Below are 15,293 nucleotides of genomic sequence, written 5' to 3'. Positions count from 1 at the left end.
GTAAGGGGCGTATCACCGCCCCCAAGCAGGAATCAGCTGAGGGTTCAGGCCGTCAGCACCACCAGCGCCATGGCCGTCATGACCAAGGTCACTGGTCCCCAGACTGCACGTTCTGGCTTCGAAGGCGTTATCCCGTTGAGCAGCGTCGTGACCGCCTGCACCGCAAAGGCAACCCATCCAGTCCAGTGCGGCCAATCCAGACCGGGGAAGCCCGCTGCCGACAGAATCGCCACCCCTTGAAAAAGCAACACCGGGATCGACAGCGCCGCCATGATGCGCCCAGAGACCGGCAAGGCGCCTTCGTGTTTGCCGCCTTGGGTATAGGCCCCCAATGGCGCACCCGCGATCAGCGCGATCTGAAAAAACACAATCGCCAGACAGGCCGTCCCGTACAGATGCGCAATCTGCACCGTCATTGCCAGCTTGGCGCACGCTTTTCGAAAAACGCCCCCACACCTTCGCGCGCTTCATCCGATTGCCAACGGGTTGCCAGCGCGTCGATGGCGCGGTCCACCTGTTCAGGGGTGACGCGCCCCGACAGATCCCGCATCAGCGTCTTGGCCTCGGCCACCGCCCCCGGCGCGCAGGACAGATAGGGCAGCACTTCGGCCTCTATCGCAGCGTCGAGCGCGTCGGCGGCCACTGTGCGGCTGAGCAGGTTCAAACGCACGGCCTCGTCCGCGTCGAACACGCGGGCCGACATGAACACCTCGGACGCGCGGGTCGCACCCATACGGGCCAGCACATACGGCCCGATATTGGCGGGCAACAGCCCCAGCCGCGTTTCCGTCAGCCCAAGCTTGGCCCCCGTCACAGCAATCGCCACATCACAAACCGACACCAGCCCGACGCCACCGCCCAAGGCATTGCCCTGCACCCGCCCAATGAGCGGGTGTGGCAGATCATAAAGCGCGCCCAGCACAGTTGCGATCCGGCGGCTTTCAGTGCGCCGGGTGTCCGGATCCATGTCGAACTGTTCGCGCATCCAGGCCAGATCGCCGCCCGCGCAAAAGGTCTTGCCTTCCGCCGCCAGCACCACAACCCGCACCGACCGGTCTTGTGCCAGATCCCGCGCGACCTGCTCCAACTCGGTCATCATGTCAGCCGACAACGCATTGTGCTTCTCTGCGCGGGCAAGCGTGACCGTCGCCACCCCGCGCGCATCTGTCTGAACTTGGATCACGCTCATCCCCGCATCCCCCGTGCCATGCCTGCTGCCTCTTGCACAATCGCCATATCAAGCCCGTGCTCAAACCCCAAAGATGCAACCCGCGCGGCAACGGCCTCGGTCGCCACGTTCCCCGCCGCCCCCGGCGCATAAGGGCATCCGCCCAAGCCCCCCACGGCCGCGTCGAACACGCGAAGACCAAGGCCTAGTGACGCCTCGACATTGTCGCAGGCCAGCCCGCCAGTGTCATGGTAATGCCCGGCGAGCCGGTCTGCGGGCATCTCCTCCAGCACCTCACGCAGCATAGCGGTTATTCCTTCGGGCGTTGCCCGGCCAATCGTGTCGCCCAAAGACACCTCATAACAGCCCATATCACGCAGAGCCGCGACCACGCGCGCCACCGCCTCGGGCGCAACCGGCCCGTCATACGGACATTCCACCACGCAGGACACATAACCCCGCACCGGGATGCCTGCATCCTGCGCGGCCTCGGCCACCGGTGCAAACCTTTCAAGACTTTCGGCAATCGACGCGTTGATATTCGCCCGGCTGAACCCTTCAGAGGCCGACCCAAAGATCGCCACCTCGTCCGCGCGTGCCGCAACCGCAGCCTCAAAGCCGCGCATGTTGGGTGTGAGCGCGGCATAAGACACGCCCGACACCCGCGTGATCCCAGCCAACACATCTGCCGAATCTGCCATTTGCGGCACCCATTTCGGACTGACGAAGCTGGCGCATTCGATCCGCCGGAACCCGGCGCGTGACAAGCAATCCACCAGCGCCACCTTCTCGGCCACCGGGATCAAACGGGCCTCGTTCTGCAACCCGTCGCGCGGCCCCACTTCAAAGATTTCGACCCGCTCTGCCACCGCATCGTCCCCTGCTTCTTCTTTTCCCAAATATGCCGGCACAGCGGTCAGGCACCCGTCTCCCACGCCGGGTAAAAGTCCCGCGTATAAAGCCGCGCGCCGCTCTCGTCCGGCAAGGATTTCTGGAACTCAAACCGCTCGGTGATCCGGTCGTACCAATCGGCAACCGCGGGATGGTGATCCAGCTTGGCAAAGTGCCGCGCCATGTAGACCGCCTGACCGACCGACACATCCGCCGCCGAAAACCCGCTGGTTAGCAGGTAGTCGCGGTTTTCCACCGGCGTCGACAGCCGCGCCTCAAGTGCGTCATAGCATTTGCCCAGCCGCGCCGCCTCAAGCTTCATCACCACAGGGCTGCGCATCGCATCCTCGTAGAGCATGATATGCTGCTGGGTCAGCGCCGCCGCGTGCTGGCTGATGGTTTCGGCAAAATGCAGCCAGACCAGCCAGGCCATGCGATCCGGGTCATTTGGTCCCCGGCCCATATTGGCCTCGGGAAAGCGCTCACACAGGAACTCGGTGATCGCCCCGGTCTCGAACATCCGCTCTCCGTCAATCTCCAGCGCGGGCACCCGGCCTGCTGGCGACAGCGAGAGGTATTCAGGGTCGCGCAGGCTGCGATCAAACGCGTGCAAGACCACCTCGAAATCGACCTCCAGCTCGTACAAAAGCCAAAGCGTCCGCATAGACCGGGTCTGCGGGCAATGGTGCAATCGGATCATGGCGCGTCCTCCTCAACCCCTTCAAGCCGGATCAGCGCGGCCCCCGCCTCGACCTGCCCGCCCGCCTCGGCCATGACTTCCGCCACAATGCCGTCACGGGCAGCCAGCAGGCTGTGTTCCATCTTCATCGCCTCCAGCACGGCCAGCCTGTCGCCTTTTGCGACCGGATCACCCACGCTCACAAAGACCTGTCGCACCAGACCGGGCATCGGAGCCTCGACAAGGTCCCCGGACCCGACCAAGGCCGCTTCGACATCCAGCGGATCAATCTTTTTGACCCCAAAGGTCGGATCGCCAAACACCGTGACCTCTCCGCCATCCAGATGCACTGCGGCGCAGGGCTGTCCGTCAAAGCGCCAGCCATTGGCGCCGAACCGTGCTGCAACCAATGCGCCGTCCACAGACACATCGATCTGCCCCGGCGCACGCACCGTCACCTTGCAGGCCACATCCTGGTCGCCGACCTGAACCGCCACATCCTGCGTCACCGGCTGCCAAAGCGCAAACCCGTCGAGCGGCATGGGCGCTCGGCTCAATCCAAGCAGCGCCAGCACCGCCTGCGCCAAGGCCGCGTTGCTTGGCGCAGGCACCGCCGTGAGCGTCTCCAGATCCCGCCCGATCAGCCCCGTATCGACCACACCGTTCGAGAACCCCTCATGCCGCGCCAGCGCCCCGAGAAAGGCCAGGTTTGTCACCGTCCCTGCCACCTGCGTTGCGGCCAAAGCCCGGCGCAACTTGCGCAGCGCCACCGCGCGCGACGACCCATGCACGATCACCTTGGCGATCATCGGATCGTAATGCGGAGAAATCACATCGCCACTCCGCTCGCCTGTATCGGCGCGGGCCCCGTCCGGGAATGCAAGATGCGCCAGCCGCCCGGTGGCGGGCAAGAAACCGGCGGGTACGTCCTCGGCATAAAGCCGCGCTTCAAAGCTGTGGCCAGTGATGGTCAGCTCCTCTTGCGCGCAGGGCAGCGGTTCCCCCGACGCGACACGAAGCTGCCACTCCACCAGATCAACCCCGGTGATGGCCTCGGTCACGGGGTGTTCCACCTGAAGGCGCGTGTTCATCTCCATGAACCAGAACCCGTCGGGCCGCAGCCCGTCCGAGCCGTCCACGATGAACTCAACAGTCCCGGCCCCTTTGTAACCGATGGCCTCTGCAGCGCGCACCGCCGCCTGTCCCATTGCGGCGCGCATCTCGGGCGTCATGCCCGGCGCGGGGGCCTCCTCGATCACCTTCTGGTGCCGCCGCTGGAGCGAGCAATCCCGCTCAAACAGATGCACCGCGCGGGTGCCGTCGCCAAAAACCTGCACCTCGATATGCCGCGGGCTGGTGATATATTTCTCGATCAGTACATGGGCGTTGCCAAAGGCCGTGCGCGCCTCGGATTGCGCCGAGGCCAACGCATCGGCAAACGCCTCCGGCGTCTCGACCAAGCGCATCCCCTTGCCGCCGCCCCCGGCCACCGCCTTGATGAGCACCGGATAGCAGATGCGGCCCGCCTCAACGGCCAACGCCTCTGGCGCTTGTTCGGCTCCCTGATAACCCGGAACGACAGGCACGCCCGCCTCTGCCATCAGGTTCTTGGCCGCATCCTTGAGCCCCATCGCGCGGATCGCCGAGGCCGACGGACCAATGAACACCACCCCCGCCGCCGTGACCATGTCCACAAATTCGGGGTTTTCGGACAGGAACCCATAGCCCGGATGGATCGCCTGCGCGCCCGTGGACTGCGCTGCCGCGATGATCGCATCGCCGCGCAGGTAGCTTTCCGCGGGCGACGCCCCGCCCAGCGACACCGCCACATCTGCCATCTCGACATGCCGCGCCTGCGCATCGACATCCGAATGCACGGCCACCGTGCGTACCCCCAGGCGGCGGCAGGTGTCGATCACCCGGCACGCAATCTCTCCTCTGTTGGCTATCAGGATCGTGTCAAACATCTTGCACCGCCGCTTCTCTTCATCTTGCCAGGTAAACTCCGGGGGGTTTGGGGGGCTGGCCCCCCAAGTCACATTCGGAAGACGCCAAAGCGCGTATCTTCAATAGGTGCGTTGCAGGCCGCCGCAAGCGACAAAGACAACACCGACCGCGTCTTGCGGGGGTCCACGATCCCGTCATCCCAAAGCCGGGCCGAGGCATAGAGCGGATGCGCCTGTTCTTCGAACATATCAACCGTGGGTTTCTTGAACGCCGCCTCGTCCTCTGCGGACCAGCTCTCGCCGCGCTTTTCCATCGCGTCGCGCTTGACCGTGGCCAGAACGCCCGCCGCCTGTTCTCCACCCATCACCGAGATACGGGAGTTCGGCCATGTCCACAGGAATCGCGGCTGATAAGCCCGCCCTGCCATGCCATAATTGCCCGCGCCGAACGATCCGCCGACCAGCATGGTGATCTTGGGCACAGAGGTGCAGGCCACCGCCGTGACCATCTTGGCCCCGTGCCGCGCGATGCCCTCGTTTTCGTATTTGCGGCCCACCATGAAGCCGGTGATGTTTTGCAGGAACACCAGCGGGATCTTGCGCTGCGAACAAAGTTCTACGAAATGCGCGCCTTTCTGGGCGGCCTCGGAAAACAAGACGCCATTGTTGGCGACGATCCCGACAGGCCAGCCATCGACATGGGCAAAGCCAGTGACAAGCGTTTCGCCAAAGCGCGGCTTGAATTCGTCGAAGTACGATCCGTCCACCACCCGCGCGATGACTTCACGGATGTCATAGGGCGTGCGCAGATCGCCCGGCACCACGCCGAACATCTCGTCCGGGTCATAGGCTGGGGCCTCAGTGGGTTGCCTTAGGGTGTGTGCTTTGCACGCACCGTTCAATGACCCGACCGCGCGCCGTGCCAAAGCCAGCGCGTGTGCGTCATCTTCGGCAAGGTAATCCGCCACGCCAGACAGCCGCGTGTGCACATCGCCGCCGCCCAGATCCTCGGCTGAGACCACCTCACCCGTGGCCGCTTTGACCAGCGGCGGTCCGGCCAGAAAGATCGTGCCCTGTTCCTTCACGATGATCGTGACGTCCGACATCGCAGGCACGTAAGCTCCGCCTGCCGTACAAGACCCCATCACCACCGCGATCTGCGCGATGCCTTTTGCAGACATCCGCGCCTGATTGTAAAAGATGCGGCCAAAGTGATCACGATCCGGGAACACCTCATCCTGCTGGGGAAGGTTCGCGCCGCCACTGTCGACAAGATAGATGCAGGGCAGATGGTTTTCCTCGGCGATCTCTTGCGCGCGAAGATGTTTCTTGACGGTCATCGGATAATAAGTGCCGCCCTTCACCGTGGCGTCGTTGCAGACCACCATGACCTGACGCCCCATAACTCGGCCCACGCCTGCAATCGCCCCGGCACAGGGGGCCGCGCCGTCGTATAGCCCATGCGCAGCCGTGGCACCGACTTCAAGAAACGGCGATCCTGGGTCGAGAAGGTTGGCGACCCGGTCACGCGGCAGCATCTTGCCGCGCGACACATGCCGTTCGCGCGACCGCGCGCCACCCCCGGCGGCGGCCAGTTCCGCCGCTTCTCGAACAACCCGCAACGCTTCATGATGCGCGGCTTGGTTGGACTTGAACGCCTCGGACGACGGGATGGCTTGGGATTTTAGTTTCATGTCATTCTCCCCGCATGTCACGCAAGTCGATGGCGCGGGATGCGGTCATGGTCATCATGCAATTGGCCCCGACAACGGTGCGGATCGTTCCGTCCTGCCAGATCGCGTAGCGCGCGGCGCAATCGGCATCCCGAAAGGCGATCCACGCGCGCTGCGCATCGCGCAAGGCTTCGGTCCGGTCCATAACGGGCGAACTGCCTGCCGCATCAGCTTTGGCGTTCATCGCCTGTGTGGCTTTGTATTCTTCGTTCAGAATCGCGTCCCACTCGGCGGTTTCGGCCTGAATACAGTCGGCGATCCCGACAGTGGTCGATCCGTTTGGCGCGTTTTGGCAGTGGCCTGACGCTTGTCCAAGACAGTCAGGATAAAGCGCGCCAATCTGGGTTTCCGCAAAACAGGCGCGCACGATCTTAAGGTCAATCACCGCCTCTTGGGCGATGGCAACGCTTGGCAAAACCAGCGCCAATGCCGCTGTCCAAAACGGCTTCATTGTTTGGCCTCCGTCACTGCTCGCGCTTTCAAATCCTTGCGGATCACCTTGCCCGTTACCGTCATAGGCAGCGCATCAAGAAATTCTATTTCCCTTGGATACGAATAGCTTGCGAGCCTTTCTTTCACCCATGACTGAAGATCCGTTACCGAAACGTCAACGCCGCCTTTCAAGACCACATAGGCCTTGACGATCTCGGTCCGCAGCGTATCGGGCTTGCCGACCACGCCACAGGTCACCACGCCGGGATGGGTGAGCAGGCAATCCTCGATCTCGGCGGGACCGATACGATAACCGGACGAAGTGATCACGTCATCCTCGCGGCCCACAAAACGGATCGTGTCGCCCTCCTGCACACCGCGGTCCCCGGTCAGCATCCAATCGCCCCGGAACTTCGCCGCCGTCTCGTCCGGTTTGCGCCAGTATTCCAGCATCATCGACGCCGATCCGCGCCGCACCGCGATGTCGCCTTCGCCCTCGCAGGGCAGACCGTCCGGTCCGATGACCGCCACCTGATGACCCGGCACAGCGCGTCCGATTGCCCCCGGTATGGGATCGAACGACGCGCCGCACGACGACACGATCATGTTGCATTCAGTCTGGCCATAGAATTCGTTGATCGACACGCCGAAGGCCTCACGCCCCCAAGACAGCATTTCGGCGCCCAGCGATTCCCCCCCCGACGCGACCGAGCGCAGACCGTCGATCCGCGCATCCTGCGCCTTGAGCATGCGCAAAGCGGTGGGCGGAAAAAAAACATTACGGACAGAGCCTTCGGCGCAAATTCTCAGGCAGTCTGCCACCGAAAACTTCGGCATCCGCGCAGCAACAACCGGCACACCAAGAGCCAATCCCGGCATCAGCACATCAAACAACCCGCCGATCCATGCCCAATCCGCGGGCGTCCAGATCACATCGCCCTCTTGGCCCAGAAAATCATGGCTCATCTCGACCCCCGGTAGGTGCCCAGTCAGCACACGGTGCCCGTGCAGTGCACCTTTGGGGGCACCGGTTGTGCCGCTGGTGTAGATCAGGGTGGCCGCATCCTCGGGGCCGGTCTCGACCCCGGCACGGGTGCCTGCGGATGCGCCCAGATCACTGCGGGTGATGGTGCCGACGCCCAGCCCGGTCAGATGCACAACCCCATCAAGGTCCGTGACCACGACACCCAGTCCGGCATCGTCAATCCGGGCCTTCAAAGCATCGCGGCGAAACAGTTTGAACAGCGGCACCGAGATCGCTCCCAGCCGCCATGCCGCGATATGGGCGGCGGCACAGAGCGGCGATTGCGACAGCAGCACACCAACCCGGTCGCCCCGCATCACACCGCGTTCGATGAGCGCGGTCTCTACCTGCCGCGACCTATACCAGAGATCCCCGTAGGTGATCCGGCGGGTGACGTCGGGGGTAACCTCGATCAGGGCCACGCGGTCCGGCTCTGTCGCAGCCCAGCCGTCGCACACCTGATGCGCCATGTTCAAGGAGCCGGGCAAATCCCAGTCGAACCGCTTGGTAAGGGCGTCATACGGGGACGGTTGCAGCATCGGGCGAGAGGTCATGTCGATGGCCTTTCCGAAACAGTGCCAGTGGTGATGAGCGCCCCAAACCGGTTCACATGGTAAAGAATATCAGCGCAGCGCACCGTGATCCAAGCGCCGTCCATTTGCCCCGCCAGCCCGACGCAATCGACGATCCTTGCATCCGCGCTGCCGTCTTGCGTCACATAACGTTGGGCAAATGCGGTGATCACATCCGTCTCTGTTATTGTTGCCGCGATCCAACCATAGCGAAAGGCGAGCAACGCGCCCACAAGCGTGGCCAGACCCAAGGGGGCGAACCAGACCCAGCGTGGCATCAGAGCATCGACTTTTCAAAGGTCATCAACACGATCCTTTTCGCATTTCCAGCAGCGCGCACTTCATTCCGAAAACCGGTGCTCCGTTTCACGATTGCGCCTTAGCCCATCGCCGCCATCATTTCGCGGCCCACCAGCATGCGGCGGATTTCAGAGGTGCCCGCGCCGATCTCCATCAGCTTGGCATCGCGGAAGATGCGCGCGACGGGCGCGTCGGCAAGGAACCCCGCGCCGCCCATCGCCTGCACCGCCTGATGCGCCTGCACCATCGCCTGTTCGCTGGCGTAAAGACAACAGGCGGCGGCGTCCTGACGGGTCACATCGCCCCGGTCACAGGCCTTGGCCACTTCGTAGACATAAGCGCGGGCCGAATTCATCGCCGTATACATATCCGCCATCTTGCCCTGCATCAGCTGGAAGCTGCCAATCGGCTGGCCAAACTGCTTGCGCTCGGCCATGTAGGGCATGATTTCGTCCAGACAGGCCGCCATGATGCCAAGACCGATCCCCGCCAGCACCACCCGTTCGTAGTCGAGGCCCGACATCAGAACGCGCACGCCCTTGCCTTCCTCACCCAGCACGTTGTCGAACGGGACTTCGACATCCTCAAAGATCAGCTCTGCGGTGTTTGACCCGCGCATCCCCAGCTTGTCAAAATGGGGCGACGTGCTGAAACCGGTCATGGCCTTTTCGATCAGAAACGCGGTGATGCCCTTGCTACCAGCCTCAGGGTCCGTCTTGGCATAGACGACCAGAGTGTCGGCATCCGGCGCATTGGTGATCCAGTACTTGTTGCCAGTCAGGCGGTAATGATCGTTGCGCTTTTCGGCGCGCAGTTTCATCGACACCACGTCAGACCCGGCACCGGGTTCCGACATCGCCAAGGCACCGACATGAGCGCCAGAAATCAGCCCCGGAAGGTATTTCGACTTTTGCGCCTCAGAGCCATTCAGCTTGATCTGGTTGATGCACAGATTGGAATGAGCGCCGTAAGACAACGACACCGAAGCCGAGGCGCGCGCCACTTCTTCGACGGCCACGGTATGCGCCAGATAGCCCATGCCAGCGCCGCCATATTCTTCGTCTACGGTGATGCCGTGCAGGCCCAATTCACCCATTTCGGTCCAAAGCTCAGGCGGGAACACGTTGGAGCGGTCAATCTCTGCCGCCATCGGCTTGACGCGTTCCTGCGCCCAGCGATGCACCATTTCGCGCAACGAATTGACGTCTTCACCCAGATCGAACTGCATGGTCGCGTTGAACATTCGCCTCTCCCCAAAGCGGATTTATTGAACACTTGTTCAAATCCTAGAGGAAGTCTCCGCGTCAGGTCAAGCGTCACAATGTGTCGGAACCATCATCAGGCTATGTGGGCAAGTTATGTCGGCAAGAAATACCACGCCACCGGGACAGGCCGGGGATCACACTGAGCCACCGGCCGCCCTACCCCAACAAGCGCAGGGCCAAGGGCGGCAATTCGTCGAAGTGCTGGATGATCGCGTCCGGCTCAAGCGCGGCCATGTCGCCGCCTGACGGGCCAAAACCCACCAGAACACAGGCGACGCCCGCGGCGCGCGCTGTGTCACGGTCAGTCTTTGTATCTCCGATCAAGCAGCTTTGCGCGACCCTGCCGCCCGCCTGTTCGACGGCTGCGATATAGGGGGCTGCGTCGGGTTTGCGCGTTGGCAGCGTGTCTGCGCCAATCAGTGATCCAAACGCACCGCGCACCCCCAAACGGGTCATCAGCGCCTCGGCCAGACCTTCGGGTTTGTTGGTGCAGATGCCAACCGCCATGCCGTGGCTCTTGAGCGCCTCGACCGCCGCCATTGCACCGGGATAGAGCACCGTGTGCACATCCAGCGCGTCGGCATAGGCGCTGAGCAACTCGGGATACCAGCGATCCACAAGTTCGGCGGAATACTGCCCAGACCGCTCCAGCCCCAGCGTCAGCATCGCCCGCCCGCCGCGCAGGGCCGTGCCCGCGTCTGTCGCTGGGTCCAGCCGTGCGTCAAAACCCATACGATCAAAGCACTGGTTGGCCGCTGCGATCAGGTCGCCACTGGTGTCGGCCAAAGTGCCATCAAGGTCGAAAATCACTGTCCGCACGGGGTCTCTCCTGTCACAACTCGCAATCATGTGTGAAATTAGGTGCCTTGCGGCACTGCACCAGACCGATAAAAGGACCGTAGGCAAAACACAAAGAGAAACCTAATGAGCATAGCCTTGGTCATCCTTGCTGCTGGCAAGGGCACCCGCATGGAATCGGACATTCCCAAAGTCCTCCACAAGATCGGGGGCGCGCCCCTGTTGCACCATGCGATGCTCTCGGCCTCTGCCTTGGAGCCCGACCGCACGATTGTGGTCACAGGCCATGGCGCAGAGTTGGTCGAGGCTGCCGCACTGGATTTCGACGCCGATGTGATCGCGGTGCGCCAGGACGAACAACTGGGCACGGCCCATGCGGTTCTTCAGGCGCAAGACGCGCTGGACGAGTTCAATGGCGATGTGATCGTGCTTTATGGCGACACGCCTTTCATCAGCACCGAAACGCTTGAGGCAATGCTGGCTGCGCGCGCATCGCATGATGTTGTTGTGCTTGGCTTTGACGCCGCAGACCCGGGCCGCTATGGCCGCTTGATCATGGACGGCACCGCGCTGTTGCGGATCGTGGAATACAAGGATGCGAAAGATGAAGATCGCGCTGTAAAACTTTGTAATTCTGGGGTTATATGTGCTGCTTCCTCTACACTTCTGAGCCTGCTCGCAGAGGTGGGCAACGACAACGCCGCTGGCGAATACTACCTGACGGATATCATCGGCCTTGCCAATGCACGCGGCCTGAAAGCAACCGCAGTCACCTGCGACGAAGCCGAGACGTTGGGCATCAATTCGCGGCTGGAACTTGCCTCTGCCGAAGCCACGTTCCAGACCAACAAGCGCCGCGCACTGATCGAAGACGGGGTGATGATGCAGGCCCCCGACACCGTGTTTCTGTCCTTTGACACGATCATTGGCCGCGACGCCGAGATAGAACCGAACGTAATCTTCGCCCCCGGTGTGACCATCGAATCCGGCGCTCGCATTCGTGCATTCTGCCATCTTGAAGGCGCCCATGTCAGCCGAGGGTCCACCGTTGGCCCCTTTGCCCGCCTGCGCCCCGGAGCAGAGCTGGCCGAACACGTGCATATCGGCAATTTTGTGGAAATCAAAAACGCACAGATCGACGAAGGCGCCAAGGTCAATCACCTCAGCTATGTCGGCGACGCTGAAATCGGCGCGCGCAGCAATATCGGCGCGGGCACGATCACCTGCAACTATGACGGCGTGATGAAGCACCGCACGATCATCGGCCGTGACAGCTTTATCGGGTCGAACACCATGCTGGTCGCACCCGTCACCGTGGGGCATGAGTCCATGACGGCCACGGCAACGGTTGTGACCAAAAATGTGCCGGACGGGGCCATGGCCATCGCCCGGACCGAGCAGACCAACAAAGATGGCTTTGCACGCAAACTGTTTTCGATGCTGCGCGCCAAGAAGGCCAAACAGGTAAAGGGTTAAAGTCATGTGTGGAATTGTCGGCGTTCTGGGCGCGCACGAAGCAGCCCCGCTTCTGGTTGAGGCGCTCAAGCGATTGGAATATCGCGGCTATGACAGCGCCGGGATCGCGACGGTGAATGATGGCAAGCTCGACCGCCGCCGCGCGGTCGGCAAACTCGTGAACCTGTCGGACCTGTTGGTGCACGAGCCGCTGCCCGGCAAATCCGGCATCGGCCACACCCGTTGGGCCACCCACGGTGAGCCGAACACCAAAAACGCGCACCCGCATCAATCCGGGCCCGTGGCCGTGGTGCACAACGGCATCATCGAGAATTATAAAGACCTGCGCGCCGAACTGGCCCAACACCAGATCACACCGCAAACCGACACGGACACCGAAACCATCGCACTGTTGACGCATCACCTGATTCATCAGGGCATGTCCCATGTTGACGCAGCCCGCGCCTGTCTTGCCCGGCTGGAGGGGGCCTTTGCGCTGGCCTTCCTGTTTGACGGCGAAGACGATCTGATCATTGCCGCCCGCAAAGGCAGCCCGCTGGCCATTGGCCACGGAGACGGCGAAATGTTTGTCGGATCAGATGCGATAGCGCTGTCGCCCATGACCGACACGATCACCTACCTCGAAGAGGGAGATTGCGCGATCATCACTCGAAAGACGCTTGAAATCTTTGATGAAAGCGGTGCACGCGTGACCCGCGAAAGCCGCAGGATCAACACCGATGCCACCCGCGTCGACAAAGCCGGGTACAAGCATTTCATGGCCAAGGAAATCGCCGAACAACCCACCGTTCTGGCCGACGCCCTGCGCGCTTATCTGGATGGCAACACCATCGTGTTTCCCCACGCCCTGCCTGATTTCAGCAAGGTTGAACGCCTTACGCTGGTCGCGTGCGGCACGGCATTTTATGCCTGCCTGACTGCGAAATACTGGTTTGAACAACTCGCCCAATTGCCCGTCGAGGTCGATATCGCGTCGGAATTCCGCTACCGCGAACCGCCCATCACTCCCGGCACCGTGGCGCTTTTCGTGTCGCAATCGGGGGAAACCGCCGATACGCTGGCCGCGCTGCGCTACTGCAAGGGCCGCGCCGACAGCATCGTGTCGGTGGTCAACGTCGCCGAAAGCTCGATTGCACGGGAAAGCGATGTGGCCTTGCCGATCCATGCCGGTGTCGAGGTCGGGGTCGCGTCCACCAAAGCGTTCACCTGCCAGCTCAACACGTTGCTGCTTCTGGCCCTGCACGCTGCCACCCAGCGCGGCGTGATGAGCGCAGACCAACTGGCCGAAAAGCTTGGCCATCTGCGCGCCCTGCCGGGCCTGCTCAACGCAACGCTGGACCGCGATCCTGCCATGGCCGACGCCGCCCACAAGATCGCCGAAGCGCGCGACGTGCTGTTTCTGGGGCGTGGACTGATGTATCCCCTGGCGCTTGAAGGCGCATTAAAACTTAAGGAAATAAGTTATATACACGCCGAAGCTTATGCATCAGGTGAACTAAAGCACGGGCCAATTGCACTGATCGACAAATCCGTTCCTGTCATTGTCATGGCCCCGCGCGATGCCTTGTTCGAAAAGACAGTGTCGAACATGCACGAGGTTATGGCACGCGGTGGCAAGGTGTGCCTTATCACTGACGCCGCCGGGGCCGAAGCGGCGGGCGAAGACGTGTGGCGCACAATCATCCTGCCCGAGGTTGACCCGATCCTGTCACCGCTGCTCTACGCGCTTCCGGCGCAGCTTTTGGCTTATCACGCGGCGATTGCAAAAGGCACCGATGTCGACCAGCCACGCAACCTTGCCAAATCCGTCACCGTAGAATGACTTTTGACGACGCAATTGCCGCGCTCACGGCCCAGGCGGACCCGGCCCGTGCCGACCAAATGGCCGCCTATCACAAGGTGGATCGCCGCTATCTGGGGGTGGCCAACCCCGACACGGATATCCTTGTGCGCGACTGGCGTAGAACTCTCGACTTAGATACGCGTGTCGCGCTGGCGCGCGACCTGTGGGACAGCAACATCTTTGAAGCCCGCGTTGCGGCGGCGAAACTACTGACACAGGCGCGGATCAAACCCGATGACAGTGCCGTCTGGGAGCTGATCCAATCCTGGGTGCCCGATTTCGACAGCTGGGCGATCGCAGATCACGCTTGCATTGCAGGACAAAAACGTCTGGTCGCCGATCCGTCCCGGCTTGATACGGTCGAGGCGTGGACGACCGATGACCACATCTGGACCCGTCGGGCCGCACTTGTCATCACCCTGCCCTGGACCAAACAGAACCACCCGACGGATGCCGAAGCCGCCGCGCGGGATCGCATTCTGGGCTGGGCCGCAACCTATGTCACCGCCCCGGACTGGTTCATCCAGAAATCCGTAGCGTGGTGGCTGCGCGATCTGTCGCGCCACGACCCCGACCGCACCCGCGCGTTCCTTGCCGAGTATGGCGACACGATGAAACCCTTTGCCCGCAAAGAAGCCGGACGTCTGCTACCCGCCTGAAAACACCTGCACCTCGACCAACCCGGTCAATGGCACGCCAATCAGACGCATGGCGGGCAAGGACATTCTACCGCCACCACCGTCACTCGGAATCAACTCAACCTGAGCGGATTGCCCGGTCGCGGGGTAGACAACACGCCCGGACGAAGGCGATGACACAAGCGACGTTTCGAGCCAAAACCCCGGTCGCGTCGGATCCCCCAAGGACACAATCGTCGCCCCAAGCGCGCGCTCGGCACTGACAGGTGTGGCGCTAGCCGCGACTCGGCGTTCGTCGGCGGTGGTGGTATCGAACTCCTCCGCCGTGCGCGCTGTGTCAGACGGCGGACGCAAAGCATTGTCCAAAATGTCAGGGCGCGATTGTGGCCGCACTTGACTGCCGCCATCTATGGCGGGTGCAGACGGGGTCAGGGCCAAGGGTCCACAACCCGCCACCAACAGGCAAACACCCAGAATTCCAAGTTTCTTTTGCACCGGCACCTCCGACTTTCGTCCTGTAAATCATTC

The 15,293-nt window shown here is 62.4% G+C and carries 15 protein-coding genes; 3 read left to right on the top strand and 12 right to left on the bottom strand.

What is annotated here, in order from left to right:
- Positions 1–44: 44 nt before the first annotated feature.
- From ACSHXH_RS07250 to ACSHXH_RS07200, 11 genes are all read right to left on the bottom strand, one after another.
- Positions 45–416, bottom strand: a complete 372-nt coding sequence (locus ACSHXH_RS07250) for a hypothetical protein (protein WP_435671116.1) — start codon at positions 414–416, stop codon at positions 45–47.
- Positions 413–1,189 carry a crotonase/enoyl-CoA hydratase family protein gene (locus ACSHXH_RS07245; RefSeq protein WP_435671115.1) on the bottom strand — a complete coding sequence of 259 codons (777 nt, stop codon included), beginning with the start codon at positions 1,187–1,189 and terminating at the stop codon, positions 413–415. Before ACSHXH_RS07245 ends, ACSHXH_RS07250 begins: the two co-directional genes overlap by 4 nt.
- Complete coding sequence (locus ACSHXH_RS07240; protein WP_435671316.1) at positions 1,186–2,037, bottom strand: hydroxymethylglutaryl-CoA lyase; 852 nt, start codon at positions 2,035–2,037, stop codon at positions 1,186–1,188. The genes ACSHXH_RS07245 and ACSHXH_RS07240 overlap by 4 nt, the downstream gene beginning before the upstream one ends.
- A gap of 47 nt (positions 2,038–2,084) precedes the next feature.
- Positions 2,085–2,759, bottom strand: coding sequence for a glutathione S-transferase family protein (locus ACSHXH_RS07235; protein ID WP_435671114.1), 675 nt, complete (start codon positions 2,757–2,759; stop codon positions 2,085–2,087).
- Entirely contained in the window at positions 2,756–4,705 is a 1,950-nt protein-coding gene (locus ACSHXH_RS07230) for a biotin carboxylase N-terminal domain-containing protein (protein ID WP_435671113.1), read from the bottom strand. The genes ACSHXH_RS07235 and ACSHXH_RS07230 overlap by 4 nt, the downstream gene beginning before the upstream one ends.
- Before the next feature lie 68 nt (positions 4,706–4,773).
- Positions 4,774–6,378: a carboxyl transferase domain-containing protein gene (locus ACSHXH_RS07225; RefSeq protein WP_435671112.1), complete on the bottom strand. Its 1,605-nt coding sequence runs from the start codon at positions 6,376–6,378 to the stop codon at positions 4,774–4,776.
- Position 6,379: 1 nt separating this feature from the next.
- A complete protein-coding gene (locus ACSHXH_RS07220; protein WP_435671111.1) occupies positions 6,380–6,868 on the bottom strand; it encodes a lysozyme inhibitor LprI family protein in 489 nt (162 codons plus the stop codon).
- Positions 6,865–8,427, bottom strand: coding sequence for an AMP-binding protein (locus ACSHXH_RS07215; RefSeq protein WP_435671110.1), 1,563 nt, complete (start codon positions 8,425–8,427; stop codon positions 6,865–6,867). The genes ACSHXH_RS07220 and ACSHXH_RS07215 overlap by 4 nt, the downstream gene beginning before the upstream one ends.
- Positions 8,424–8,723 (bottom strand): hypothetical protein, encoded by a 300-nt coding sequence (locus tag ACSHXH_RS07210; protein ID WP_435671109.1) that lies wholly within the window; start codon positions 8,721–8,723, stop codon positions 8,424–8,426. Before ACSHXH_RS07210 ends, ACSHXH_RS07215 begins: the two co-directional genes overlap by 4 nt.
- 101 nt (positions 8,724–8,824) lie before the next feature.
- Positions 8,825–9,988, bottom strand: coding sequence for an isovaleryl-CoA dehydrogenase (locus ACSHXH_RS07205; RefSeq protein ID WP_435671108.1), 1,164 nt, complete (start codon positions 9,986–9,988; stop codon positions 8,825–8,827).
- A 178-nt stretch (positions 9,989–10,166) separates the two neighbouring features.
- On the bottom strand, positions 10,167–10,829 hold the full coding sequence (locus ACSHXH_RS07200) for an HAD-IA family hydrolase (protein WP_435671107.1): 663 nt from the start codon (positions 10,827–10,829) through the stop codon (positions 10,167–10,169).
- Positions 10,830–10,934: 105 nt separating this feature from the next.
- Between ACSHXH_RS07200 and glmU the strand changes: the two genes are divergently transcribed.
- From glmU to ACSHXH_RS07185, 3 genes are read left to right on the top strand one after another with little or no spacing between them, the layout of a single operon-like run.
- On the top strand, positions 10,935–12,284 hold the full coding sequence (glmU, locus tag ACSHXH_RS07195) for a bifunctional UDP-N-acetylglucosamine diphosphorylase/glucosamine-1-phosphate N-acetyltransferase GlmU (protein WP_435671106.1): 1,350 nt from the start codon (positions 10,935–10,937) through the stop codon (positions 12,282–12,284).
- Between the two features lie 4 nt (positions 12,285–12,288).
- Positions 12,289–14,106, top strand: coding sequence for a glutamine--fructose-6-phosphate transaminase (isomerizing) (glmS, locus tag ACSHXH_RS07190; RefSeq protein ID WP_435671105.1), 1,818 nt, complete (start codon positions 12,289–12,291; stop codon positions 14,104–14,106).
- Positions 14,103–14,786 (top strand): DNA alkylation repair protein, encoded by a 684-nt coding sequence (locus ACSHXH_RS07185; protein WP_435671104.1) that lies wholly within the window; start codon positions 14,103–14,105, stop codon positions 14,784–14,786. The genes glmS and ACSHXH_RS07185 overlap by 4 nt, the downstream gene beginning before the upstream one ends.
- On the opposite strand, the gene ACSHXH_RS07180 is transcribed toward ACSHXH_RS07185, so the two are convergent.
- Positions 14,775–15,260 carry a hypothetical protein gene (locus tag ACSHXH_RS07180; protein ID WP_435671103.1) on the bottom strand — a complete coding sequence of 162 codons (486 nt, stop codon included), beginning with the start codon at positions 15,258–15,260 and terminating at the stop codon, positions 14,775–14,777. The two genes, ACSHXH_RS07185 and ACSHXH_RS07180, sit on opposite strands and share 12 nt — an antisense overlap.
- Positions 15,261–15,293: the final 33 nt, after the last annotated feature.

The organism is Marivita sp., assembly GCF_051251565.1.
Taxonomy (GTDB): domain Bacteria; phylum Pseudomonadota; class Alphaproteobacteria; order Rhodobacterales; family Rhodobacteraceae; genus Marivita.
This window is presented reverse-complemented; position numbering and strand designations above follow the sequence as displayed.